This window comes from Paracoccus everestensis (genome assembly GCF_021491915.1).
Taxonomy (GTDB): Bacteria; Pseudomonadota; Alphaproteobacteria; order Rhodobacterales; family Rhodobacteraceae; genus Paracoccus; species Paracoccus everestensis.
Genome location: NZ_CP090836.1, coordinates 745756 through 770586, shown reverse-complemented (window position 1 = coordinate 770586; position 24831 = coordinate 745756). Strand labels below are relative to the sequence as shown.

Annotated in this window: 26 protein-coding genes; 14 read left to right on the top strand and 12 right to left on the bottom strand. The window is 65.4% G+C overall.

The genetic code is table 11. The features are described from left to right. The first annotated feature begins 8 nt into the window (after nucleotides 1-8). Nucleotides 9-1367, top strand: coding sequence for a pyruvate dehydrogenase complex dihydrolipoamide acetyltransferase (locus tag LZ585_RS03840; protein WP_234855124.1), 1359 nt, complete (start codon nucleotides 9-11; stop codon nucleotides 1365-1367). 113 nt (nucleotides 1368-1480) lie between these two features. Here LZ585_RS03840 and LZ585_RS03835 read toward each other — a convergent pair whose 3' ends face one another. The 7 genes from LZ585_RS03835 to LZ585_RS03805 all read right to left on the bottom strand — a co-directional run bounded on the left by LZ585_RS03835 (nucleotide 1481) and on the right by LZ585_RS03805 (nucleotide 9624). After that, complete coding sequence (locus tag LZ585_RS03835; protein WP_234855123.1) at nucleotides 1481-1999, bottom strand: type 1 glutamine amidotransferase domain-containing protein; 519 nt, start codon at nucleotides 1997-1999, stop codon at nucleotides 1481-1483. A 57-nt stretch (nucleotides 2000-2056) separates the two neighbouring features. Then, nucleotides 2057-5110 (bottom strand): efflux RND transporter permease subunit, encoded by a 3054-nt coding sequence (locus LZ585_RS03830; protein ID WP_234855122.1) that lies wholly within the window; start codon nucleotides 5108-5110, stop codon nucleotides 2057-2059. Then, nucleotides 5107-6276, bottom strand: a complete 1170-nt coding sequence (locus LZ585_RS03825; protein ID WP_234855121.1) for an efflux RND transporter periplasmic adaptor subunit — start codon at nucleotides 6274-6276, stop codon at nucleotides 5107-5109. Before LZ585_RS03825 ends, LZ585_RS03830 begins: the two co-directional genes overlap by 4 nt. An 81-nt stretch (nucleotides 6277-6357) precedes the next feature. Next, nucleotides 6358-7128, bottom strand: coding sequence for a division plane positioning ATPase MipZ (locus tag LZ585_RS03820; protein WP_234855120.1), 771 nt, complete (start codon nucleotides 7126-7128; stop codon nucleotides 6358-6360). A 108-nt stretch (nucleotides 7129-7236) separates the two neighbouring features. Continuing rightward, nucleotides 7237-8121: a DMT family transporter gene (locus LZ585_RS03815; protein WP_234855750.1), complete on the bottom strand. Its 885-nt coding sequence runs from the start codon at nucleotides 8119-8121 to the stop codon at nucleotides 7237-7239. Nucleotides 8122-8153: 32 nt separating this feature from the next. Continuing rightward, complete coding sequence (locus tag LZ585_RS03810; RefSeq protein WP_234855119.1) at nucleotides 8154-8723, bottom strand: peroxidase-related enzyme; 570 nt, start codon at nucleotides 8721-8723, stop codon at nucleotides 8154-8156. A gap of 55 nt (nucleotides 8724-8778) precedes the next feature. Next, nucleotides 8779-9624: a LysR family transcriptional regulator gene (locus tag LZ585_RS03805; protein ID WP_234855118.1), complete on the bottom strand. Its 846-nt coding sequence runs from the start codon at nucleotides 9622-9624 to the stop codon at nucleotides 8779-8781. Between the two features lie 101 nt (nucleotides 9625-9725). Here LZ585_RS03805 and LZ585_RS03800 point away from each other — a divergent pair, with 101 nt between their 5' ends. From LZ585_RS03800 to rpmE, 8 genes are all read left to right on the top strand, one after another. Then, a complete protein-coding gene (locus tag LZ585_RS03800; protein ID WP_234855117.1) occupies nucleotides 9726-10313 on the top strand; it encodes an FMN-dependent NADH-azoreductase in 588 nt (195 codons plus the stop codon). Between the two features lie 177 nt (nucleotides 10314-10490). Further along, the gene (gene ffh / locus LZ585_RS03795) at nucleotides 10491-11987 is read left to right on the top strand and encodes a signal recognition particle protein (RefSeq protein ID WP_234855116.1); all 1497 of its coding nucleotides are present in this window, start codon (nucleotides 10491-10493) and stop codon (nucleotides 11985-11987) included. Further along, nucleotides 11984-12292, top strand: coding sequence for a chorismate mutase (locus tag LZ585_RS03790; RefSeq protein WP_234855115.1), 309 nt, complete (start codon nucleotides 11984-11986; stop codon nucleotides 12290-12292). The genes ffh and LZ585_RS03790 overlap by 4 nt, the downstream gene beginning before the upstream one ends. A 43-nt stretch (nucleotides 12293-12335) precedes the next feature. Further along, complete coding sequence (gene rpsP / locus LZ585_RS03785) at nucleotides 12336-12692, top strand: 30S ribosomal protein S16 (protein ID WP_234855114.1); 357 nt, start codon at nucleotides 12336-12338, stop codon at nucleotides 12690-12692. 48 nt (nucleotides 12693-12740) lie between these two features. Further along, nucleotides 12741-13241 carry a ribosome maturation factor RimM gene (gene rimM / locus LZ585_RS03780; RefSeq protein WP_234855113.1) on the top strand — a complete coding sequence of 167 codons (501 nt, stop codon included), beginning with the start codon at nucleotides 12741-12743 and terminating at the stop codon, nucleotides 13239-13241. Beyond that, a complete protein-coding gene (gene trmD, locus LZ585_RS03775; RefSeq protein ID WP_234855112.1) occupies nucleotides 13238-14125 on the top strand; it encodes a tRNA (guanosine(37)-N1)-methyltransferase TrmD in 888 nt (295 codons plus the stop codon). The genes rimM and trmD overlap by 4 nt, the downstream gene beginning before the upstream one ends. Continuing rightward, nucleotides 14122-14505, top strand: a complete 384-nt coding sequence (gene rplS, locus LZ585_RS03770; protein WP_234855111.1) for a 50S ribosomal protein L19 — start codon at nucleotides 14122-14124, stop codon at nucleotides 14503-14505. Before trmD ends, rplS begins: the two co-directional genes overlap by 4 nt. A gap of 11 nt (nucleotides 14506-14516) precedes the next feature. Then, entirely contained in the window at nucleotides 14517-14738 is a 222-nt protein-coding gene (rpmE, locus tag LZ585_RS03765; RefSeq protein WP_234855110.1) for a 50S ribosomal protein L31, read from the top strand. Between the two features lie 134 nt (nucleotides 14739-14872). Here rpmE and LZ585_RS03760 read toward each other — a convergent pair whose 3' ends face one another. Next, the gene (locus LZ585_RS03760; RefSeq protein ID WP_234855109.1) at nucleotides 14873-16831 is read right to left on the bottom strand and encodes a protein meaA; all 1959 of its coding nucleotides are present in this window, start codon (nucleotides 16829-16831) and stop codon (nucleotides 14873-14875) included. Nucleotides 16832-17040: 209 nt separating this feature from the next. On the opposite strand from LZ585_RS03760, the gene ccrA reads away from it, so the two are divergent. Next, nucleotides 17041-18333, top strand: coding sequence for a crotonyl-CoA carboxylase/reductase (gene ccrA / locus LZ585_RS03755; RefSeq protein WP_234855108.1), 1293 nt, complete (start codon nucleotides 17041-17043; stop codon nucleotides 18331-18333). Nucleotides 18334-18402: 69 nt separating this feature from the next. Here the strand turns inward: ccrA and LZ585_RS03750 are convergent, their stop codons facing one another. Next, nucleotides 18403-18606 carry a hypothetical protein gene (locus tag LZ585_RS03750; RefSeq protein WP_234855107.1) on the bottom strand — a complete coding sequence of 68 codons (204 nt, stop codon included), beginning with the start codon at nucleotides 18604-18606 and terminating at the stop codon, nucleotides 18403-18405. A 170-nt stretch (nucleotides 18607-18776) separates the two neighbouring features. Further along, nucleotides 18777-18983 carry a hypothetical protein gene (locus LZ585_RS03745; protein ID WP_234855106.1) on the bottom strand — a complete coding sequence of 69 codons (207 nt, stop codon included), beginning with the start codon at nucleotides 18981-18983 and terminating at the stop codon, nucleotides 18777-18779. 176 nt (nucleotides 18984-19159) lie between these two features. On the opposite strand from LZ585_RS03745, the gene gdhA reads away from it, so the two are divergent. Then, on the top strand, nucleotides 19160-20521 hold the full coding sequence (gene gdhA, locus LZ585_RS03740; RefSeq protein ID WP_234855105.1) for an NADP-specific glutamate dehydrogenase: 1362 nt from the start codon (nucleotides 19160-19162) through the stop codon (nucleotides 20519-20521). Nucleotides 20522-20591: 70 nt separating this feature from the next. Next, complete coding sequence (locus LZ585_RS03735) at nucleotides 20592-22115, top strand: ATP-dependent DNA helicase (RefSeq protein ID WP_234855104.1); 1524 nt, start codon at nucleotides 20592-20594, stop codon at nucleotides 22113-22115. An 84-nt stretch (nucleotides 22116-22199) separates the two neighbouring features. Here LZ585_RS03735 and LZ585_RS03730 read toward each other — a convergent pair whose 3' ends face one another. Both LZ585_RS03730 and LZ585_RS03725 read right to left on the bottom strand, forming a co-directional pair. Then, nucleotides 22200-22988 (bottom strand): EcsC family protein, encoded by a 789-nt coding sequence (locus LZ585_RS03730; RefSeq protein ID WP_234855103.1) that lies wholly within the window; start codon nucleotides 22986-22988, stop codon nucleotides 22200-22202. Then, the gene (locus LZ585_RS03725) at nucleotides 22948-23553 is read right to left on the bottom strand and encodes a GNAT family N-acetyltransferase (RefSeq protein WP_234855102.1); all 606 of its coding nucleotides are present in this window, start codon (nucleotides 23551-23553) and stop codon (nucleotides 22948-22950) included. The genes LZ585_RS03730 and LZ585_RS03725 overlap by 41 nt, the downstream gene beginning before the upstream one ends. Nucleotides 23554-23676: 123 nt before the next feature. On the opposite strand from LZ585_RS03725, the gene LZ585_RS03720 reads away from it, so the two are divergent. Beyond that, nucleotides 23677-24279 (top strand): flavin reductase family protein, encoded by a 603-nt coding sequence (locus LZ585_RS03720; protein ID WP_234855101.1) that lies wholly within the window; start codon nucleotides 23677-23679, stop codon nucleotides 24277-24279. After that, a complete protein-coding gene (locus LZ585_RS03715) occupies nucleotides 24276-24809 on the top strand; it encodes an adenine phosphoribosyltransferase (protein ID WP_234855100.1) in 534 nt (177 codons plus the stop codon). The genes LZ585_RS03720 and LZ585_RS03715 overlap by 4 nt, the downstream gene beginning before the upstream one ends. Nucleotides 24810-24831 lie beyond the last annotated feature (22 nt).

Sequence of the window (24831 nt, the reverse complement as noted above, 5' to 3'; positions counted from 1 at the left end):
AACGCGTTATGCCGACAGAAATCCTGATGCCCGCGCTGTCCCCCACGATGGAGGAAGGGACGCTGGCCAAATGGCTGGTGAAGGAAGGCGATGCCGTCAAGTCCGGCGACATCATCGCCGAGATCGAGACCGACAAGGCCACGATGGAGTTCGAGGCCGTCGATGAAGGCACCATCGGCAAGCTGCTGATCACCGAGGGCAGCGCGGGGGTCAAGGTCAACACCCCCATCGCCGTGCTGCTGGAGGAAGGCGAGGACGCGTCAGCCGCGTCCAGCCCTGCCCCTGCTGCTACGGCCCCTGCCGCCGCGCCCATTGCTGCCGAGGAAAAGGCTGCCGCCGAAAAGGGCTATGGCGATCCCATCGGCGCCCCGGTCGCAGGCGACGCATCGCCCGCAAAGGCCGCGCCCGACAAGGCAGCCGGCGGGAACCGCGTCTTCGCGTCGCCCCTGGCCCGTCGCATCGCCGCCGAAAAGGGCATCGACCTGTCGGGCATCACCGGCACCGGCCCGCGCGGCCGGATCGTGAAAGCCGATGTCGAGGGGGCAAAGCCCGGCGCCGTCAAGCCCGCCGCAGTTTCCGCCACCGCGCCTACTGCGGCCCCGACCACGACTCCGGCCCCTGCGGCACAGGCACCAAAAGCACCTTCCGCCGACACCATCCTCAAAATGTATGCGGATCGCGAGACGACGGAAATGCCGCTGGACGGGATGCGCCGCACCATCGCCGCCCGGCTGTCCGAGGCCAAGCAGACCATCCCGCATTTCTATCTGCGCCGGTCTGCCAAGCTGGACGAGTTGATGACGTTCCGCGCCATGCTGAACAAGCAGCTTGAATCGCGGGGCGTGAAGCTGTCGGTCAACGACTTCATCATCAAGGCTTGCGCCCTGGCGCTGCAACAGGTGCCCGATGCCAATGCCGTCTGGGCCGGGGACCGGATCCTGAAGCTGAAGCCGTCGGACGTGGCCGTGGCCGTCGCGATCGAAGGGGGGCTGTTCACGCCCGTCCTGAAGGACGCGCACCAGAAAACCCTGTCAGCCCTGTCGGCCGAGATGAAGGATCTGGCAAACCGCGCCAAGACGAAAAAGCTTGCCCCCCATGAATACCAGGGCGGCAGCTTTGCGATCTCGAACCTCGGGATGTTCGGGATCGAGAACTTCGACGCCGTGATCAACCCCCCTCACGGCGCGATCCTGGCCGTGGGCGCGGGCATCCAGACCCCTGTCGTGGAAAAGGGCGAGGTCGTGGTGCGCAACGTCATGTCCATGACCCTGTCTGTCGATCACCGGGTCATTGATGGTGCCCTCGGCGCACAACTGTTGGAGGCCATCGTCAACCATCTGGAAAACCCGATGGGGATGCTGGCCTAAATCCCAGACCGGGCACATCGAAGGGGCGCCCGGCAAGGCGCCCTTTCTTCATCAGAAAAATATCCTCGGGGGGTCCGGGGGGCGAAGCGCCCCCGGCGCTCGCGGGACGCAATTCAGCGCAACACATCCTCGATGGCGCCCACGAATGCATCCAGGTCATCCGGCTTGCGGCTGGTGATGATGCCCCGGTCCACCACGACCTTTTCCTCCACCACCTCGGCCCCGGCATTCTTCATGTCGGTACGGATCGACTCAAAGCTGGTCAGCCGCCGCCCCTGCGCCAGACCGGCTTCGGCCAGCAGCCAAGGGGCGTGGCAGATCGCGGCGACAGGCTTTCCGGCATCGGCGAAGCTGCGGATCAGGGCGATGGCTGTCTTGTCGGTGCGCAGGTTGTCGGGGTTGATCACGCCGCCGGGCAGCACCAAGGCATCGTAATCTGCTGCATCCACGTCCGAAATCGCCATGTTCGCGGTCACGGACTTGCCCCAGTCGTCCTTGTCCCAGGCAGTGATCTCGCCTGCCTCGGGTGCGGCGATATCGACGTGGTGGCCCCCATTCTTCAGCTTTTCAAGTGGCACGAACAGTTCGGACTGTTCGAACCCGTCCGACGCCATGATCAGAACCTTTGCCATGAATGGCCTCCTTTCGCATCAGCCCACCCAATGCGATGCGCCCGGTGAAGTTCCGCCCTATTCCGCCGGCTGGCGGGGCCGGTTCAGCCCGATCCGCCGACTTACCCACCCGGAAAGCCGCCCCTCTGCGCCATGGATCAACGAGAACAGCGCGGGCACGAACAGCAGCGACAGGATGGTGGACAGCAAAAGCCCCCCGATCACCGCAATCGCCATGGGCGCGCGGAATTCGCCGCCCTCGCCGGTTGCCAGCGCCGAGGGGATCATCCCCGCGCTCATGGCGATGGTGGTCATGACAATGGGGCGTGCGCGCTTGTGGACCGCATCCAGGATCGCGTCGCGCTTGACCACGCCGCGTTCGATTGCGGACAGCGCGAACTCCACCAGCATGATGGAGTTCTTGGTGACGATCCCCATCAGCATCAAAAAGCCGATGACAACCGCCATGCTGATCGAATTGCCGGTGATGAACAGCGCCAGGATCGCGCCCCCGATGGCCAGCGGCAGGGACATCAGGATCGTCACCGGCGTGATGAAGTTGTGGAACAACAGCACCAGCACGACATAGACCAGCATCACCCCCGCACCCATGGCGATGCCGAAGGCGCCAAAGACCTCTCCCATGATCTCGGCGTCGCCGGATGGCTGGATCCGCGTGCCGGGTGGCAGTTCGATCCGTTCCTGCAACTGCGTCACCTGGGCGCTGACGGGGCCAAGCAGTTGCCCATCGGCCAGGTTCGCGCTGACCGTGGTCTGGAACTGGCGGTCGTATCGCCCGATTTCGGTCGCGCCGGCGGATAGCTTCACATCGGCCACGGCCCCCAGCGGCACCTGCCCGGACGATGAATTCACGCGCAGGTTCTGCACCACCATCAGGTCGGCGCGGGCGTCCGGGTTCAGGCGCACGACGATGGGGATCTGTTCGTCCCCCGCGTTGAACTTGGCCAGGTTCGATTCGACATCGCCCAGCGTCGCCACGCGCAGCGTCGTCGCCATGTCGCTGGCCGATACCCCCAGTTGCGCCGCTACATCCGCGCGCGGTGTGATCTGGATTTCGGGGCGTTGCAGGCTGGCCGTGGTGGAGACGCTTTCCAGCGAGGGCAATTCCGACATCGCCGCCGCCAGCCGTTCGGCGGCCAGCGCCGCGCCCTCCTCGGTCGCGCCCAGGACGTTGATGGTCAGGTCGTTCTGGCCGTTTTCGTTCTGGAAGTTGATCCGCATGTCGGGCGTGTCCGACAGGCGGTTCTTCAACTCCTCCTCCAGCACGAACTGTGACCGCTCGCGGGTTTCCTTCTTGCCATAGTTGATCATCACCCGCGCCTCGGTCCCGTCTGACCCGTCGCTATAGACAAAGACCGACTGCACCTCGGGCACCTCGTCGATGCGGGCGGACAGACTGCGGGCAGCGTCCTCGGTGTTGTCGATCGTGGCGCCGGGGGGCAGTTCGACCTCGATCTGGCTGCGGCCGATGTCCGAGACAGGAATGAATTCGGTCGGCAGCAGCGTCGCGGAATAGATCGAGCCTGCGAAGATCGCCCCGCCCGTCAACAGCGTCAGCCCACGATGACGCATGGTCCAGCCCACCACGCGCATCAGGGCGCGCATCACGAAGCCGTCGCGTTCATCCGTGCCGTGGACCGTGCCGCGCATCAGATAGGCCGCCATCATCGGCGTGATGATCCGCGCCACCAGCAGCGAAAACAGGACCGACACCGCGACCGTCAGCCCGAACTGCTTGAAATATTGACCCGGAATGCCGCCCATGAAGCTGACCGGCGCAAAGACCGCGACAATGGAAAAGCTGATCGCGATCACGGTCAGGCCGATCTCGTTCGCGGCCTCCTCGCTGGCCTCGTAGGGCGGCACGCCCATGCCGATGTGGCGGACGATATTCTCGATCTCGACGATAGCGTCATCGACCAGGATGCCGGTGACAAGGGTGATGCCCAGCAGGCTGATGCCGTTCAGCGTGAAGCCCAGCCACTGCATCACGAAAAAGGTCGGGATGATCGACAAGGGCAGCGCTACGGCGGCCACCAGCGTCGCGCGCCAGTTCCTCAGGAACAGAAAGACCACGACCACCGCCAGGGCCGCGCCTTCGTACAGCGTTTCCATTGCGCTGTGATAGCTGGCCTCGGTATAGGTCGTGGCGTCGTCGATCAGGGTGATCCGGGCGTTCGGGAACCGTTCGCCGATCTGGGCCAACCGTTCCTTGGCCCCGTCCCCCGCCGCCAGGTCAGAGGCCCCGGTCGTGCGATAGATGCCGAAGGCCACGACCGGCTGGCCGTCCAGCAGCGCAAAGCTGCGTTCCTCGGCCGGGCCGTCGATCACCTGGCCCAACTGGTCCAGCCTGATCGTGCGCCCGTCGGCAATGGAAATAGGCGTGGCGGCAAGCTGCGCGACAGTGTCCGCCCCACCCAGGGCGCGGATCGAATACTCGCGTCCCGCCAGATCGCCCCGCCCGCCGCCCAGGTCGATATTGCGCGCCCGCAACTGGTTCGACACGTCGGCCGCCGTCAGGCCATGGGCCAGCAGCCGGTCGGGATCCAGTTCCACCTTGATCTCGCGCGCGGCCCCGCCGATCCGCGTCGTCTGACCGACGCCTGGAACGGTGGACAGTTCGCGCCCGATCACGTCATCGACAAATTTCGACAAGGCCTCGATGGATTGCGTGGGATCGCTGACGGCATAGGTCAGGATCGGCATCCCCGTCACGTCCAGCCGCCGCACCAGCGGTTCGCTGATGCTTTCGGGCAATTGCTGGCGGACGTTGGACACCGCGTCCTTCACGTCATTGACGGCACGGTCGCTGTCGGTTTCCAGTTCGAATTCCACGACAAGCGCCGCCGTGCTGTCCGTCGCCGTGGATGTGATGTGCCGGACGCCGGTGACGGATGCGATGCTGTCCTCGACCGGCTGGATGACCTGGGTGGTCAGTTCGGACGGCGCGGCGCCCGGCTGGTCGATGGTGACCTGCACGATGGGCAGGTCGATGTTGGGCATGGCCGTGACCGGAAGGCGGCTGAAGCTGTACAGCCCGACGATCACCAGCACCAGAAAGACCGCGATGGGCGGGACAGGATGGCGGATCGACAGGGTGGAAAAATTCACGGTCCTTCCCCCTGTGCCACGACCGGCCGGACCTGATCGCCGGTGCGGAAGAATGCCCCCGCCTGGACGATCACCTGTTCGCCGGGAACCAGTCCTTCGGCGATCTCGCGCCGTCCATCCCACAGCAGGCCCGCGCGGACCGGGCGGGTTTCGACCACGCCGTCCCGGACAACCTGAACGCGTTCGCCGGTGCTGTCCGCCAGAACCGCACCGGCAGGCACCGTCACGGCCTGACGCCGGTCGGTGACGACCCAGCCGCTGGCGAACTGGCCGATCCTGACGCCGTCCGCCTTGTCCAGCGTGATCCGCATCACCCCCAGCCGCGTCGCCGGATCGACCGAGGCGGGCGTCAGCCGCACCGTTCCGGCCACCATGCCCGTGCCCGCGACGGTGATTTCTGCCGGATCGCCGACCTTCAGGCGGGCCAGCGCGGTTTCGATCACCTCGGCCGACATCTCGACCGCGCCGTCGGCAAGCAGGGTGAACAGCGGATCGCCCCCCCCGCCGGCCAAGGCGCCCAATTCGGCATTGCGGGCCACGACCACGCCCGCCACCAGGGCGGTGATCTGCGCGCGGTCCAGGTTCAGTTGGGCGATGCGCCGCGCGGCCTCGGCCTGCGCCAGGGCGGCGCGCGCGACTGCCAGCCCGTCGGCCGCGGATGCCGCCTGCGCCCGGGCATTCGCCTCGGCCGCGATGGCATCATCCAGGCTGGATTGCGCGGCCGTGCCGCCTTCGCGCAACTGCTGCACCCGCTGCAAGATGGACTGGGCCTGCGTCAGAGAGGCCGCTGCGCTGTCGATGATGCTTTGCGCCTGGCCGACGCCCGCCTCGGCCCGCAGATATTCCGCCTCGGCCTGTTCGCGCTGCGCCGACAGCGTATCAGCGGACAGCCGGGCCAGCACCTGGCCCTTGGACACGGTGTCGCCCGCCTCGGCCAGGATTTCGGTGATCTCATAGCCCGAGACCTGGGGAAAGACCTGCACCAGTTGCCGCGCGACGATGCTGCCCGACACGGGCACGCGGGCCCGGACCTCGGTCACGGTCGCGGCCTCGACGGTGACGGATGGCGCGACGCGCAGGGGGGCTTCGGACGCGGATGCGGGTTCGTTGGCCGAAGCGGCCAGCGGAAAGGCGATGGCAACAAGAAAAACGGCAATAAGGCGCATGGGTCTGGCTGCTATCCCGATGGCTGGCAGCACAACATAGTCACGGAATCCGGCGGCAACAACGCGTCCCGTCGCCCCTGCCTAGAAGTTGACCGCCACCCCCGGCAACTTCAGTTCCGCGATCAGGTCGCGCAGTTCCTGGCGCGCGGCGATGTTGGACATGGACAGCTGTTCGGTGCCGATGTCCTTCAGATCCAGCAGCGTCAGGCCGCGCGGGAACAGTTCGCGAAAGATCACCCGTTCGGAAAACCCGGGCGCCACGCGGAATCCGATGCGCTTGGACAACGCCTGCAACGCGCCGCCGACCTTGCGCTTGTTGTGCATCTGCTGCGTGCCCAGCCGGTTGCGCAGCACCAGCCAGTCGATCGGCCCCGCCCCCGCCTGGGCGCGCATCTGCCGGGCCGCCCAGACCATTTCGGCATAGATCGAGGGGCCGAGGATCTTGCCCTCGGGCGACAGCCGCGCCAGCAGGTCGAAATCGACAAAGCTGTCGTTCATCGGGGTAATAAGCGTATCGGCCAGCGTATGGGCCATCTGGCTGAGCTTGGTATGCGATCCAGGACAGTCCAGCAGGATGAAATCGCAATCGGCTTCAAGCACGGTCAGGGCGGGGGACAAGGGGTCGCTGCCTTCCGCCAGGGTGCCGATGACCGGCATGGGCAGATCCAGCCCTTCGCGCTGCAGGAAATGGGCGCGGTTTTCCAGGTAGCGGCCAAAGCTGCGCTGGCGCACGTCCAGATCCAGCCCGCCCACGCGGTGGCCCATGCGGGCCAGGGCCGTCGCCACATGCATCGAGGTGGTGGACTTGCCCGACCCGCCCTTTTCGTTGCCCACAACGATGATATGCGCCACAGCCGCCCCTTGCCGGTCACCTCGGTCGCGCAAAACCTAGCGGGGTCGCCATGCGAAGAAAAGCGCCGCCCCGCAATCATCGCGGCAGTGGTGCGCGAAGGCCGCGGGTCAGCTTGCGCGCACGGGGCCGCGTGCCGGTTCATCCGATTTCAGAAGCAGCGCCAAGGCCCCCAGCGTGGCGGCGATCCCCGGCACCACCACGACGCCGGGCATTCCCTTGCCAACCGCGGCCTCCAGCAGGATCACCCACAAGGGCGTCAGATAGGTATAGGCCATGACCTTGGCCGAGGGCAGGCGCAGGGCCGCGTATTGGACCAACATGGTGGTAAAGGCGCTGGCAAAGACCGCGACATAGAAGATGGTGATCCAGACGATGCCGGGCAATTGGCCCCAGGCGGTCGCAGTCAGCGCCCCCCATCCCCAGACGGCGGTCAGCATCCCGCCCGCGATCAGCGTGCCAAGGCTCGAGATCAGCGGCCCCTCGCCCCGGTTCAGCTTGCGGACCAGCGGCGTGTAAAGGGCGTGCAGCGCGCAGCCCGCGAAATAGATCGCCTCGCCCCGCCCGATGTCCAGCCGCATCAGGGCATCAAGGTCGCCGCGAAAGATCACCCACAACGCCCCCGCCCCGCCAAGCGCCAGGGCCGCAGCCAGATGGCCGGTCATCCGCTGGCGCAACAGCCACCAGCCAAAGCCCGCCGCCATGATCGGGGTCAGCGTGAAGACCGCGCTTGCCGAAACGGCCGGGGCGGTCTTCAACCCTTCGAACATCAGCACGAAATATCCGGCAAAGGCCCCGCCCAGCAGAAGGTATCGCCAAGGCGCCTGCAACAGCGCGCCCGGCCTGCCCCGCCCCGGCACCAGGAGCGCGATCCCGGCCAGGACGCCCGCCGCGATGACAAAGCGCGCGACCGTGATCGCCGCCGGGTCGATCAGGTTCGCGGCCCGGACGCCCAGCGAAAACGACCCCGCGACCAAGGCCGAGAACAGCAGCATGGCCGCATGGCCGCGCAGGGCATCGGATCGCGTCACCCGCGGCCCAGCATATAGAATTCGTCGTTGGCGCGAAAATCCCCGGCATTGGCCATCCGGTTCGACATACCGAAAAAGGCCGCGATGGCGCCGATATCCCAAATCTCGTCTGCATCGAAGCCCGCGTCACGCAGCGTCTGATGGTCCGCATCCCCGATCTGAAAGGCCGCCACTGTCACCTTCTCGGCATAGGCCAGCATCGCCCGCTGCCGGTCGGTCAGATCCGCCTTGCGCCAGTTGACGGCGACCTGATCGGCGATCAGCGGATCCTTGGCCCGGATGCGCAGGATCGCGCCATGGGCCACCACGCAATACTGGCAGTTGTTGATGCCGCTGACCGCGACCACGATCATTTCCCGCTCTGCCTTGGTCAGGCCCACGTCCTTGTCCATCAGCGCCTGGTGATAAGCGAAGAAGGCTCGGAATTCGTCGGGCCGATGGGCAAGCGCCAGAAACACGTTCGGCACGAAGCCCGACTTTTCGGCGACCTTGGCGATCGCGTCCTGCATATCCTGGGGCAGGGTCGCAAGGTCGGGCACGGGAAAGCGGCTGATGGGATGGCTCATGGCAGGTTCCTCCTTGCCCGGCACCTTGGCTGACCGCTTGCAGACTGTGAAGGGGTCACGGGTCGCGCAAGGCGGCAATCGCCGCCTGCACCTTGGGGCTGCGGTTCAGATCGACATGGGTGACCAGCCACAGCCGCGATTCCCATTCGGGCAAGGCCATCACCTCGACCAGCCCCTCGGCCCGCGACGGCGACAGGGGACCGATGGCCAGGCCCGCGCGGATCGCCGCCTCGCGCGCGGTCTCGTCGCTGGCGGTCAGGACGACTTGGGCTGGGTCGATCCTGTCGCGCAGCCAGACCATCAGTGGCGCGTTGCGGGCCTGCGGACCCATCAGGGCAAGCGGGTGTCCCGCGATGTCCGTCACCTCGCCATGCGTGGCGAGGTATTCGGGCGCGGCATAGATCGGGTGGCGCAACGTGCCCATGGGGCGGACGACATAATCCGGCTCGGTCGGCTGGCTGCCTGCGCGGATCGCCACATGCGCCTCTCCGGCGTCCAGGCGGAACAGGCGCGTATCGGTGGCATAGTTGATGCGAAGGCCGGGGTGCTGGCGCATCAGCCGGATCAGCCGGGGCATGACCAGATCGGCCAGTTCCGGCAGGGATGTGACGACCAGTTCGCCTTCGATCCGGTCGCCCCCGCCCGCGATCTGCGCGGCAAGCTGGGCAAAGCGTTCATCGGCATCGCCCGCGACCTTCAGCATGGCCTGCCCCGGCTCGGTCAGGGCATAGCCGCGCGGGTGACGCTGGAACAGCTTGACGCCAAGCTGTCCTTCCAGCCCGTCGATGCGGCGGATGACGGTGGCGTGGTGGACGCCCAGGGCCTCGGCGGCCGCGCTGACCGTGCCGGCGCGCGCCACGGCAAGCGCGATGCGAAGGTCGTCCCAACTGTCGATGCTCATGTGCATCCCCGCACAGACATTGCGCGCTTATCGCCATTTCAATCGTCCCGGGCCAGCCCTAAATCAACATCAACGCACCAAACCTGAACGGACCCTCCCCCATGAACATCCTGCACATCGACAGCGCGATTACCGGCGAGGCTTCCGTGTCTCGCAAGCTGACCGCCGACATCGTGGCCAAGCTGACAGCCGCAAATCCCGACGCGACCGTCACCTATCGCGACCTGAACAAGGGCGTGCCCGCCATCGACACCGACTGGTTCGCAGCCGTTCGCATGGCCCCGGAAAACCCCACGCCGGATCAGCAGGCGCTGATCGCCACCTCGGACGCCTATCTGGCCGAGGTTCAGGCGGCCGATGTCCTGGTGATCGGCCTGCCGATCTATAACTTCACCCTGACCGCGCAACTGAAGAACTGGTTGGACCAGATCGCGCGGGCCGGAAAATCCTTCCGCTATACCGCCGAAGGCCCGGAAGGCCTGCTGAAGGGCAAGCGCGCCATCGTCGCCTACAGCGCGGCTGGCACGCCCATCGGGTCTGAGTTCGATCATGCCTCGGGGTATCTGCGCTTCATCCTGGGCTTCATGGGCATCACCGATGTCGAGTTCGTCGCCGCCGACCGGCTGGCGATGGATCGCGACGCGGGCATGGCCCGCGCACAGGAGGCGCTGGAAAAGCTGGCCGCCTGAGACTGTCCCTGTAACAAGTTCCACGGCCTGCGTTGACTCGCAGGCCGTTTTTTCGTATCAGCCCCTGGATTCCCGGAAGGATTGACCTTCCGGTCCCCGTCACGCGCGGGGATCGCCCCCCGTCAGCGCGTCGCGCCCACGGGGGCAAATGTGCTTTGGACCGAAGGAGGCCCGGCGATGTTCGAGAACCTTTCCGACCGTTTGGGCGGCGTCTTCGACCGGCTGACCAAGCAGGGCGCCCTGACCGAGGATGACGTGACCGCCGCCATGCGCGAGGTCCGCGTGGCCCTGCTGGAAGCTGACGTTTCGCTGCCCGTCGCGCGCAACTTCGTCAAGGCCGTCACATCCAAGGCCACCGGGTCTTCCGTCACCAAGTCGATCACGCCGGGCCAGCAGGTCGTCAAGATCGTCCATGACGAGCTGATCAAGACCCTGCAGGGCGACGACGCGCCCGACGCGCTCCGCATCGACAACCCGCCCGCGCCGATCCTGATGGTTGGGTTGCAGGGCTCGGGGAAAACCACCACGACCGCGAAACTGGCGCTGCGCCTGAAGGACCGCGAGAAGAAGCGCGTGCTGATGGCGTCGCTCGACACCAACCGTCCCGCCGCGATGGAGCAGTTGGCGATCCTGGGAACCCAGATCGGCGTCGATACCCTGCCCATCGTGCCGGGCCAGACCGCGACCCAGATCGCAAGCCGCGCCAAGCAGCAGGCGTCGCTTGGCGGCTATGACGTGGTGATGCTGGACACCGCCGGACGCCTGCATATCGACCAGCAGCTGATGGACGAGGTTCAGGCCGTCCGCGACATCGCCCAGCCGCGCGAGACGCTGCTGGTCGTCGATGGCCTGACCGGCCAGGACGCGGTGAACGTCGCGACCGAGTTCGACGGCAAGGTCGGCATCTCGGGCGTGGTCCTGACCCGGATGGACGGCGACGGGCGCGGCGGTGCGGCCCTGTCGATGCGCGCCATCACCGGCAAGCCGATCCGCTTCGTGGGCCTGGGCGAAAAGATGGACGCGCTCGAAACCTTCGACGCGCAGCGCGTCGCGGGCCGGATCCTGGGCATGGGCGACATCGTGGCCCTGGTCGAGAAGGCCCAGCAGGTGCTGGAGGTCGAGCAGGCCGAGCGCATGATGAAGCGCTTCCAGAAGGGTCTGTTCAACATGAACGACCTGAAAGGCCAGCTTGAACAGATGCAGAAGATGGGCGGGATGCAGTCCATCATGGGCATGATGCCCGGCATGGCCAAGATGGCCAAGCAGGCCGAGGCTGCGGGCATGGACGACAAGGCGATCACCCGCCAGATCGCGCTGATCAATTCGATGACCAAAAAGGAACGCGCCAATCCCGATATGCTGCAGGCCAGCCGCAAGAAGCGGATCGCGGCGGGTGCGGGCATGGAAGTGTCGGAACTGAACAAGCTGCTGAAGATGCAGAAGCAGATGGCCGACACGATGAAGAAGCTGGGCAAGATGGGCAAGGGCGGGATGCTGAAGCAGGCCATGCGCGCCATGACCGGCAAGGGCGGCGGGCTGCCCGACCTGGAAAACTTCGACCCCGCCAAGATGGCCGAGGCGCAGAAGATGCTGCAGGATCCGCGCGGCCTTGGCGGTCAGCTGGGCAAGGCCGGGCTGCCGGGCGGCTTGTCGGGGATGTTCGGGAAGAAATGATGGACACCCCTGCCGATCCCGTCGCCCGTGCCGCGGCCCTGTTGCGCGACCACCGCGCCAGCATCGACCGGCTGGACGCGATCCTGGTCTATACGCTGGCCGAACGCTTCAAGCACACCCAATCCGTCGGCCGCCTCAAGGCCGAACACGATCTTCCGCCGTCCGACCCTGCCCGCGAAGCGCAGCAGATCGAGCGGCTGGAACGCCTCGCGCGCGAGGCCGACCTGGACCCGGACTTTGCGCGCAAACTGCTGAACTTCGTGATTGCCGAAGTGATCCGGCATCACGAGACCTTTCAATCCTGACGGCGGGATCCCCGCCAAACCCGCCATTACAAGGAGAAACCCAATGGCAACGAAAATCCGTCTGGCCCGTGGCGGCAGCAAGAAGCGCCCGCATTACGCCATCGTCGTGTCCGATTCGCGGATGCCGCGCGACGGCCGCTTCCTGGAAAAGCTGGGCACCTATAACCCGCTGCTGGCGAAAGACAGCGAAGACCGTATCAAGCTGGATCTGGACCGCGCCAAGCATTGGCTGGACCAAGGCGCGCAACCGACCGACCGCGTGGCCCGCTTCCTGGAAGCCGCCGGAGTCCGCGAGAAAGCCGACCGTTCCAACCTGAAGAAGGGCGAGCCCGGCAAGAAAGCCAAGGCGCGTGCCGACGAAAAGGCCGCGAAAGCCGCTGCCCCGGCCGAGGCCGAATAATCACGACGGGCGGGGGCAACCCCGCCCTTTGCTTTCCACGAGGGCCGCATGACACAAGACCGCATCTGCGTCGGCGCAATCGCCGGGGCCTTCGGGGTCCGGGGCGAGGTGCGGCTGAAAAGCTTTTGTTCCGAACCCGCCGATATCGCGACCTATGGTCCCCTGACGACCGAAGACGGCAAGCGCAGCTTTTCCGTCAAGCTGACCCACCCCGTCACCGGCGGTCTTGGCGCGCGCCTGTCAGGCGTGGCCACCCGGGAGGATGCCGAGGCCTTGCGGGGCGTTACCCTCTGGGCACCGCGATCCGCCCTGCCCTCGCTGCCCGATGATGAATTCTACCATGCCGACCTGATCGGGCTTGAGGTCGTCGATACCGGCGGCGTCGTGCTGGGCCGGGTCCGCGCGATCTTCGACCACGGTGCGGGCGACATTTTGGAGGTCGTGGGCGGCAAGGATGTGCTGCTGCTGCCCTTCACCCGCGCCGTCGTCCCCACGGTCGATTTGAGCGCGCGGCGCATCGTGGCCGATCCCCCGGCCGACGACGAATGACCGACGCCCCCAAATCCCCCGAACCGAAATCCCATGGCCGCCTGTCCATTACCGCCAGCCGGCGCCCGCGCGAGTTGATGGCAGAGCCGCAGGTGCAGGGCGCCTGGACCGCCAGCATCGTCACCCTGTTCCCCGAAGCCTTTCCCGGCATCCTGGGCCTGTCGCTGACCGGCAAGGCCTTGGCGCAGGGGTTGTGGAACCTGCGCACCATTCCCCTGCGCGATTTCGGCATCGGCCGCCACCGCAATGTCGATGACACGCCCGCAGGCGGCGGCGCGGGCATGGTGATCCGGGCCGACGTGCTGGACGCCGCCCTGCGAGAAGCCCGCCAGGGCCCGCCGCGCCCGGTGATCTATATGTCCCCGCGCGGCGCGCCCCTGACCCAGGCCCGCGCCCGCGTCCTGGCCCAGGGCAACGGCGTCACCCTGATCTGCGGGCGGTTCGAGGGCGTGGACCAGCGCGTGCTGGATGCCCATGACATCGAGGAAATCAGCATCGGCGACTATGTCCTGACCGGAGGAGAGATCGCCGCTCAGGTCTTGATCGACGCGACCGTTCGCCTTATACCGCGCGTGCTGGGGAATCACGACTCTCTGGCCGAGGAATCCTTTTCCATCGGCAACAGGGGTCTGCTTGAGGCCCCCCAGTTCACGAAGCCCGCCCAGTGGGAAGGCCGCGAGATACCGGAGGTTCTGCTGTCCGGCAATCACGCGGCCATTCATCGTTGGAGGGCCGGTGAGGCCGAAAGGCTGACAAAGCAACGCCGCCCCGACCTGTGGCGGGCATACCAGGACGGTATGGACCCGGCAAAGGACCGACAGCTCTCGGGCGCATCAGACCAATCGCGGAACCACCGCGAGCATGACAAGGAACCCAGGCGATGAACCTGATCGCAGAACTCGAAGCCGAGCAAATCGCCCAGCTTGGCAAATCTATCCCGGATTTCCGGGCCGGCGACACCATTCGCGTCGGCTACAAAGTGACCGAAGGCACGCGGTCGCGCGTCCAGATGTATGAAGGCGTCTGCATCTCGCGCAAGGGCGGCGCCACGATCGCGGCCAGCTTTACCGTGCGCAAGATCAGCTTTGGCGAAGGCGTGGAACGCGTCTTCCCGCTGTATTCGACCAACATCGATTCGATCGAGGTCGTGCGCCGGGGCAAGGTCCGCCGCGCCAAGCTGTATTACCTGCGCGACCGTCGCGGCAAATCGGCCCGTATCGTCGAGAAAACCAACTATCGTCCGCTGTCCGACGCGAAAGCCTGAGGATCCTTCCGATGAAAAAAGATATCCATCCCGATTACCACGCCATCGAGATCAAGATGACCGATGGCACCACCTATCAAACCCGTTCGACCTGGGGTGCGGAAGGCCAGACCATGACGCTGGACATCGACCCCACGGTGCACCCGGCCTGGACCGGCGGTTCGGCCAAGCTGATGGACACCGGCGGCCGCGTATCGAAGTTCAAGTCGAAATACGCGGGCCTGGGCTTCTGATCAGCCCTGCCCCCGGAGTTGCGAATCGCCGCCCCCACGGGGCGGCGTTTTTTGTTTTCCCATGAAAGCGGGGGCGCTGCCCCCGTCCCTGCGGGACTCCCCCGGGATATTTGGACCAGGATGAAAACCTGGCGTCACGCAGCCTCGGCGCCAGGCTCCACCAGCGCGACGATATCCATCATGATCGCGTTCAACTGGAAATCCTTGGGCGTATAGACCCGCGCCACGCCCATCGCCCGCAGGCGCGCTGCATCCTCATCCGGGATGATGCCGCCCACGATTACCGGAACATGGTCCAATCCCGCCGCGCGGATGCGGGCCATCAGATCCTCGATCAGCGGCAGGTGGCTGCCCGACAGGATCGACAGTCCGACGACATGGGCATCCTCCTCTTGTGCGCGCGCCACGATCTGCTCGGGCGTCAGCCGGATGCCTTCATAGGTGATGTCCATGCCGCAGTCGCGGGCGCGGAAGGCGATCTGTTCGGCGCCGTTGGAATGACCGTCCAACCCCGGCTTGCCGACCACGAATTTCAGCCGCCGGCCCAAGCGGGCGCTGACGGCATCCACGGCGTCGCGAATATCCTCCAGTCCCTCGGTCCGGTTCGACGGGCTTGCCGATACCCCGGTCGGACCGCGATATTCACCATGGACCTGCCGCATGATGCCCGCCCATTCGCCGGTCGTGGCCCCTGCCTTGGCGGCGGCGATGGAATGGGGCATCACGTTCTCGCCCCGCCGCGCCGCATCGCGCAAGGCACCCAGCGCCAGTTGCACCGCGCCTTCGTCCCGCGCCGCGCGCCAGGCTTGCAGCCGGGCGATCTGGTCCTGTTCCACCGCGGGATCGACCACCATGATTCCGCCGTCCCCTGCCACCAGCGGCGAAGGCTCTCCCTGTTGCCAGCGATTCACGCCGACCACGACGGTTTCGTTGCTCTCGATCCGGCCCAGCCGTTCCGCGTTCGATTCGACCAGCCGCGCCTTCATGTAGTCGATGGCCGCGATCGCCCCGCCCATGTCGTCCAGCAGGCGCAATTCATCCCGCGCGCCTGCCTTCAGTTCCTCGACCTTGGCGGCGATGACCGGGTTGCCGTCGAACAGGTCGCCATATTCCAGCAGGTCGGTTTCATAGGCGACGATCTGCTGCATCCGCAGCGACCATTGCTGATCCCAGGGGCGCGGCAGGCCCAGGGCCTCGTTCCAGGCGGGAAGCTGTACGGCCCGCGCCCGGGCGTTCTTCGACAACGTGACGGCCAGCATTTCCAGCAGGATGCGATACACGTTGTTTTCAGGCTGCTGTTCGGTCAGCCCCAGGCTGTTGACCTGCACGCCATAGCGGAAGCGGCGGTATTTCTCATCCGCGATGCCATATCGATCCTGCGTGATCTCGTCCCACAGTTCCGTAAACGCCCGCATCTTGCACATCTCGGTTACGAAGCGGATGCCCGCGTTCACGAAAAAGCTGATGCGGCCCACCATGTCCGGGAAACTCTCGGGCGGGACCTTGCCTTTCAGGTCGTCCAGCACGGCAATGGCGGTCGCCAGGGCATAGGCCAGTTCCTGCTGCGGCGTGGCTCCGGCTTCCTGGAGGTGATAGGAACAGACATTCATCGGGTTCCACTTGGGCAGGTGTTCCCGGGTATAGGCCGCCACATCCGTGATCATCGCCAAGGACGGCTTGGGGGGGCAGATATAGGTGCCGCGCGACAGGTATTCCTTGATCAGGTCGTTCTGGACGGTGCCCTGCAAGGCCGCGATGTCCGCGCCCTGTTCCTCGGCCACCGCGATATACAGCGACAACAGCCAGGGGGCCGTCGCGTTGATCGTCATCGAGGTGTTCATCTGCTCCAGCGGGATCTGGTCGAACAGCGCCCGCATGTCGCCCAGATGGCAGATCGGCACGCCGACCTTGCCGACCTCGCCCCGTGCCAGCACATGATCGCTGTCATATCCGGTCTGGGTCGGCAGGTCGAAGGCCACCGACAGGCCCGTCTGCCCCTTGGCCAGATTGCCGCGATACAGCGCGTTCGACTTTTCCGCCGTGGAATGCCCTGCATAGGTGCGGAACAGCCAGGGTTTGTCTTTCTGAGCCATGCGGCACCTCGCAACAATCTTTCGGTCCTGAAAGCGATACCGAAACAAATATGCGCCGTCAATTCGCCGCAGCGCGGCAATGATGCAGCGAGTCAGACATTTTATTGCTGATTTCTGGTTCAGCTTATTGCAATGTTGCGCATCCGATCTTACCAATTGCGCCAGACAGGCGGCGATTCTGCGCCGCAGCAGATGTGAAGGAGAAGCTGATGGCCCTCGACTCCCCCACCCCGATCGCACCTTATGATGCCGCCGTGAAGGATCTCTACGACATCGGAGAGATGCCGCCCCTAGGCCATGTGCCGGCAAGGATGCACGCCTGGGCGATCCGCCGCGAACGCCAGGGCGAACCCGACCAGGCCATGCAGTTGGAGGTCGTGGACACGCCCGCCATCGACAGCAACGAGGTGCTGGTCCTGGTGATGGCGGCGGGCGTCAACTATAACGGCATCTGGGCGGGCCTGGGCGTGCCGATCAGCATGTTCGACGTTCACAAGCAGCCGTATCATATCGCGGGATCTGATGCCTCGGGGATCGTCTGGGCTGTGGGCGATAAGGTGAAGCGCTGGAAGGTCGGCGACGAGGTCGTGATCCACTGCAACCAGGACGACGGCGACGACGAGGAATGCAACGGCGGCGACCCGATGTATTCACCCACGCAGCGCATCTGGGGCTACGAGACCCCCGACGGCAGCTTTGCCCAGTTCACCCGTGTCCAGTCCCAGCAGTTGATGCCCCGCCCGCGCCACCTGACCTGGGAGGAATCGGCCTGCTATACCCTGACGCTGGCCACCGCATACCGGATGCTGTTCGGGCATGAACCGCATGAGCTGAAGCCCGGCATGAACGTGCTGGTCTGGGGCGCCTCGGGTGGGCTTGGATCCTATGCGATCCAGTTGATCAACGCGGCGGGCGGCAATGCCATCGGCGTCATCTCCGAGGAAGACAAGCGCGACTTCGTGATGGGCCTGGGCGCCAAGGGCGTCATCAATCGCAAGGAATTCAACTGCTGGGGCCAGTTGCCCACCGTGAACACGCCCGAATACAAGGACTGGTTCAACGAGGTCCGCAAGTTCGGCAAGGCCATCTGGGACATCACCGGCAAGGGCAACAATGTCGATATCGTCTTCGAACACCCGGGCGAGGCGACTTTCCCCGTCAGCACCTTTGTCTGCAAGAAGGGCGGCATGGTGGTGATCTGCGCGGGCACCACGGGCTTCAACTGCACCTTCGACGTACGTTACCTGTGGATGCACCAGAAGCGTATCCAAGGCAGCCATTTCGCGCATCTGAAACAGGCAAGCTCCGCCAACAAGCTGATGCTGGAACGTCGCCTGGATCCCTGCATGTCCGAGGTCTTCCCTTGGGCCGAGATCCCGCAGGCCCATGTGAAGATGATGAGGAACCAGCACAAGCCGGGCAATATGTCCGTGCTGGTTCAGGCGCCCACCACGGGCCTGCGCACCTTCGAGGATGCGTTGGAAGCCCGGCGCAGCCTGTAGGCTTGCTGTTGGGACAAAGGGGCTGCTGGTCGGCCCCTTTGTCCTGTTCTGCCGCGGCGCGACCGGCGATCAGATCTCGGCCTTGCGCCGGTCGACCATGCGGCATTCCCATTCCCGCACGGTTTCCTTGGGATGGCTGTCGATCCATCGCGCCATGACCTGCTGGCCATGCACCATGCAGGCCATCAGGTTCGTCTCAATAAAGACCAGGCTGCGATTCTGGCAACTGGCAGGATCGGCTGACAGGCAACTTACAAACAGCAGTTCAATCATCACATCCTCCTTTTCCACTCTGCCACGAGGCGCCCGCTGACATACGGGCTGAGGACATGATTCTCATCCCGGCGTGATTGCGCCGTGAATCGAGGATATCGTTCTGACATCATGGAAAATTTGGATGCGCATCAGGCGATCCATAAAGGTCCTGGCAATCCGAACGTCAGTCAGATCCGGGTATCGCCTGCCTCGGGCTTTCGGCATTTCCATTCGACCACATGGTCGTCGGGATGGGCGGCGACCCACCGCGCCAATTCGTTCTGGCTCTCCAGCATGCAGGTATGCACCCCGTTGCGTTCCTCGAACAGCAGGCTGTGTTCGGTGCAGCGCTGCGGGTCGCTGATCAGGCAGGTCACAAAGAACAGTTCGATCATCGCGCGTTCCTTTTCGACGATCCCTCATACACGCGACACTGCGGGAAAAGTTGCAGGGGGCTTTCCTGTTTTTGCCTGAACCATGCATATTTTGCCTGTTTATGTCGTGCCTGCCCATTCAACTTGCACAAGATTACGGCTAACCCCGCTGTCGGAATGAAGAAAGGACAGTGGACATGGTCCAGATCGACGACAAGCTGACCCCCATCTATGACGAGGTCGTCCGGCGCAATGCCGGTGAGGCCGAGTTCCACCAAGCCGTGCGCGAGGTGCTGGAAAGCCTGGGACGGGTGGTGGCAAAGCATCCCGAATACCTGGACAATGCCCTGATCGAGCGGATTTGCGAACCCGAACGCCAGATCATCTTCCGCGTGCCCTGGACCGACGACCAGAATCGCGTCCAGATCAACCGCGGCTTCCGCGTCCAGTTCAATTCCGCCATGGGACCATACAAGGGCGGCCTGCGGTTCCATCCGTCGGTGAATGTCGGGATCATCAAATTCCTGGGCTTCGAGCAGACCTTCAAGAACGCGCTGACCGGCCTGCCCATCGGCGGCGGCAAGGGTGGATCCGACTTTGACCCCAAGGGCCGGTCAGACGCGGAAATCATGCGGTTCTGCCAGTCCTTCATGACCGAACTGTATCGCCACCTGGGCGAATACACCGACGTGCCGGCAGGCGACATCGGCGTCGGCGCCCGAGAGATCGGCTATATGTTCGGTCAGTACAAGCGCCTGACCAACCGGTACGAGGCGGGCGTGCTGACCGGCAAGGGCCTGTTCTATGGCGGATCGCTGGCCCGGAAAGAGGCGACGGGTTACGGAAACACCTATTTCACCCGCGCCATGCTGCAAACCAAGGGCGAGGATTTCGACGGCAAGACGGTTGTGGTGTCCGGTTCGGGCAATGTCGCCGTTTACACCATCGAGAAGGTCCAATCTTATGGCGGCAAGGTGATCGCCTGCTCCGACAGCAGCGGCTATATCGTGGACGAAGGGGGCTTGGATCTGGCTCTGGTCAAGGAAATCAAGGAAATCCGCCGTGGCCGCATTTCCGATTACCTGCGCCTGAAGGGCGAAGGAAACGGGGTCTACTTCGTCAAATCCGGCGACGGCGTGATCTGGGACGTGCCTTGCCAGGTCGCCATGCCCTCGGCTACCCAGAACGAACTGACCGGCCGGGACGCAAGAAAGCTGATCCAGAACGGCGTCATGGCCGTGGGCGAAGGCGCCAACATGCCCTCGACCCCCGAGGCGATCCGCGCCTTTCAACAGGCGGGCGTCTGCTTTGGCCCGGGCAAGGCGGCAAACGCGGGCGGCGTCGCCACCTCGGCCCTGGAAATGCAGCAGAACGCCTCGCGCGACCGTTGGTCCTTCGAAAAGACCGAGGCAAGGCTGGCCGAAATCATGCGCGACATCCACGACGCCTGCTATGTCACGGCGGACGAATACGGCGCGCCGGGCGACTATGTGATCGGGGCGAACATCGCGGGCTTTGTCCGCGTGGCCGAACCGATGCTGGCCTTTGGGGTGATCTGACTGGATGCAAACCGCGAGGGCGCCGTCATGGTGCCTTCGCTTTTCCCCAAGGGCGGGCTATGACCGGCCCATGACCATGCCCGCCCCCATCCTGTCCGCCGACCAGGCCGATGCCTGGGATGCCCTGACCGACGCCTTTGGTGCGGCAGGCATCGACATGATCGCCAGGGAACTGCATCCGCCCCAGCCGGGCAAGGGTCGCGTCCTGGCCGTGATCGGCAAGGCCGGATCGGGCAAGACGCTGCTTTTGTCGCAGATGACCAAGGCCCTGCGCGATGCCGGGGTCGAGGTTGTCAGCGGCGATTACGAAGGCCGCCGCCGCAAGGACCGGCGCAGCGTGGCGATCCTGGCGCCCACCAACAAGGCGGCCTTCGTGCTGCGGATGCGCGGCGTTCCCGCCACGACGATCCACCGGATCCTTTACACCCCCGTTTACGATCCCGAATACGAAAAGCTGGCGGAATGGCTGACCGGCACCGGCGACCGCCCCGTCGTCGAGGGCATGACCGATCTGGCCCTGGACCGGGCCAAGGCGTTTCACGACCAGCACGCCTCGATCCCCGGCGCCCTTGCGGCGGCGGGGCTGCGCGGATCGGATTTCATCCGCGGCTGGAAACGGCGCGAGGATGCCCTGGACGTGGGGCTGATCGACGAGGCGTCCATGCTGGACGAAAAGCAGTTCGACGATCTGCGAGAGATCTTTCCGCTGCTGGTGCTGTTCGGCGATCCGGCGCAGCTTGCCCCCGTGGGCCAGTCGGGCGAGATGGTGTTCGAGAAGCTGGCCCCGTCGCAACGGCTGGTTCTCAACCGCGTCCACCGCCAAGCCGACGACAGCCCGATCCTGGATCTGGCCCATGCGCTGTCTGACGACGCCCTGTCCTTTGACGGTTTTGAAAGCCTGATCCGCGCCGCCGCACGCCATGACGACCGGGTGGTCTGGGCCGAACGCGCGGAAAGCGACCTGATGGCGCGCAGCCCGGTCCTGGTCTGGCGCAATGCCACGCGCATCCGGCTGATCACGGCATTTCGCGCGGCCTTTGGCGCGCCCGGCGATGCGCTGCTGCCCGGAGAGCCGCTGATCTGCGATGGGCTGGAACTGCCCCTGAAGCACCGGAAGAAGCGCATCGACCTGGAGGCGCGCGGGCTGATCAAGGGTGCGCAGGTGGTATACCTCGGCCCTGGCCGCAAGCCCGGCTTTTCGCGCCTGCACGTCATCGGTGCCGAGGATCCGCGCCTGTCCGCCGCCAGCATCGTCAAGATCGAGTTGCCGGACGAAGAGGAGCCCTTTATCCCCTTTGCCGCCCGGATGGGCGCGACCTTCCTGCATGGTGCTGCGGTGACGATCCACAAGTCGCAAGGATCGCAATGGCCCGAAGTCCAGGTCTTTGGTCCCGACATCAGCGCGGCCGCCTGGTCGAACCGCAACGAGGCAGGGATTCCCCTTTGGAAGCGCCTGGCCTATGTCGCGATCACGCGGGCGCAGGAACGGTTGTTCTGGATCACGAAGGCCCGGCTGGCCCGTCCATCGGCGCCGCTGGGAACGGACGACCTGGACGCGCCGGTCGCGATGGAATTGGCAGCCGAGGAAGACTGACGCTGGATTTTGCGTCCCGCGATGGCCGGGGGCGCTTCGCCCCCCGGACCCCCCGAGGATATTTTCACCAAGGTAAAAGCCGGATCAGCGTGCCGCCCGGCGGTGATCCAGGCGTTCGATGGACAGGCGCAATGCCTCGACCAAGGCTTCCCTGGGGATGCCGGTTTCGTGGGACAGGCGCATGATGCCGAAATGCACGCGGGCCAGTTCCTGGTAATAGCGCGTGAAGGTATAGTTGATCGACGCCCCCACCACGGCGCCAAAGATCGGCGCGGCCTGGGCGGCCAGCTTCTGCCCCATCGACACCGACAAGCGCGGCGCGACCTTGCTGATCAGGCCCTGCACCGTCTGGCCGGTGACCGACATCCGTGCGGCCAGCAGGCCCAGGTCGGTCGTGTCATCCTCGGCCATGGGTCCGGCGGCGGCGAAGATGCGCAGGCATTCCATCCGCACCTCCTCGCTGTCGGGGTCAAGGCCATGTTCGACGGCGATGTCCAGCATCGCGCGCAGCAGCAGCGTGATCGTGAAGGGCAGTTCGATCATCGCTCCTGCAAAGCCGCCCACCCCTCCAGCCGCACCGCTGACGGTCGAGGCCATGCGGTTGAACCAGTCCCCCCGGTCGCGCACCATGCGGCGCGAGGTTGTGGCCGCCGCAAAGGCCCGGTTCAGCGCCGCGCGGGTGATGCGGTCCATCCGGTTGCGCACAAAGGCGGGCAGCTTTTCGATCAGCCCCTCGGCGCTGTTGCCCACGACGGTCATCACCTCCATCCCCAGCCCGCCCGCATCCAGGTAACGCCGCGCCAGGCGGTCGACCTGGGCATGGACCGAGGGATCATTGATCGGCGGAAGCACCAGTTGCTGATTGGTGGGCATCGGTATCCTCTCTGGGGTGGTCGACCGTGACGCAGGCCGACAGGGCATTGGCGCCGCGCGACATTTTCCCGATATCGGGCGTGGTTTCGCGCGTCACCGGCCCTGTCACATCAACCCAGGCGCCGGGACGAAGTTCCAGCCCAAGCACGCGCGCGGGGTTGGTCGGTGGCGGCATGACCACATCGTCCAGCCGCGCGAAACCGAAGCGGCTGTAATAAGGCGCGTCGCCCACCAGCAGTACCCGGTCCCAGCCCAGGGTGCGCGCCCGCGCCAGGCTGTCGCGCATCAGCAGCCCCCCCAGCCCCTCGCCCTGGGCGGTCGGATGCACGGCGATCGGCCCCAGCAGCAGCACGGGCCATTCCCCCACCCGCGCCGGCCAGAACCGGATTGCCGCCATCAGCGTGTTCGATCCGTCGCGCAGCACCAGGCACAGGTCAGAAACCCTGGGCACCCCGTCCCGCAGCCGGTATGACGACAGCGCAGTCCGCCCCGGCGCGAAGCACAGGTCGTAAAGCCCCTCGACCTCGGCTTCGTCGGCGGGTGTCTCGGGGCAGATTTCGTACATCGCGCCTCCTGGGGGTCTTTGCGCCCCTTAGCATGGGCTTGCAGATGATGAAACAATCCTCGGGCCATTGCGGCGCGACCCGGCTGATGGCAGGTTATGGGCGCAAATCACAGGAGGCCCGCGATGTTCTACCGCCCCGAAAACGGCCACGGGCTGCCCCATAACCCCTTCAACGCCCTTGTCGCGCCGCGTCCCATCGGCTGGATCTCCACGCGCGGAACGGCGGGCGACAATCTGGCGCCCTATTCCTTTTTCAATGCCGTGGCCTATGTTCCGCCGCAGGTGATGTTTGCGTCCACCAGTGCGAAACCGGACCGCAACGGCACCAAGGACAGCGTGGCGCAGATCATCGAAACGGGTGTGTTCTGCGTGAACATCGCGACAGGCGATTTGCGCGACCAGGTGAACGCGTCCTCGGCCCCCCTGCCCGCCGGGATCGACGAATTCCAAGCCGCCGGGATCGAGGCCGCGGAATGCGAAACGATCGCCTGCCCGCGCGTGGCGGGCGCCGCCGCCGCCCTGGAATGCCGCCTGACCCGTGTGGTTCCCTTGGCGGGCGAGGCGAATTTCGTCGTCTTGGGTGTGGTGACAGGCGTGCATATCCGCGACGATTGTGTGGTGGACGGCCGCTTCGATCCGCGCGCGGCAGGCGGCTGGATTGCGCGGCTGGGCTATCGCGATTATGCCGCCGTGACCGAGTTGTTCGAAATGGAACGCCCTGCATGAGCCTGAACGTCAAGGATTATATCCGCACCATCGCCGATTTCCCGCATGAAGGGATCCTGTTCCGCGACGTGACCACGCTGTTCGCCGACGCCCGCGGGTTTCGCATCGCGGTCGACCAGTTGCTGGCCCCCTATGCGGGGGCGCGGATCGACAAGGTCGTGGGGCTGGAGGCGCGGGGCTTTATCCTGGGGGGCGCGGTGGCGCACCAACTCTCCACCGGCTTTGTTCCGATCCGCAAAAAAGGCAAGCTGCCGGGCGCGGTGATCAGCCAAGCCTATCAACTGGAATATGGCGAGGCCGTGGTCGAGGTCCATGACGACGCCTTGAAGCCGGGCGAGCGGGTGCTGATCGTGGACGACCTGCTGGCCACCGGCGGCACGGCGGCGGCGGGGATCAGCCTGTGCGAAAGAATGGGGGCCAAGGTGGTGGGTTGCGCCTTTGTGATCGACCTGCCGGATCTGGGCGGGCGAAAGGTTCTGGAAGGGATGGGGCATGAAGTTCATGCGCTTTGTGCCTTCGAAGGGACGTAGGGTGCGTGATTTCACGCACCCT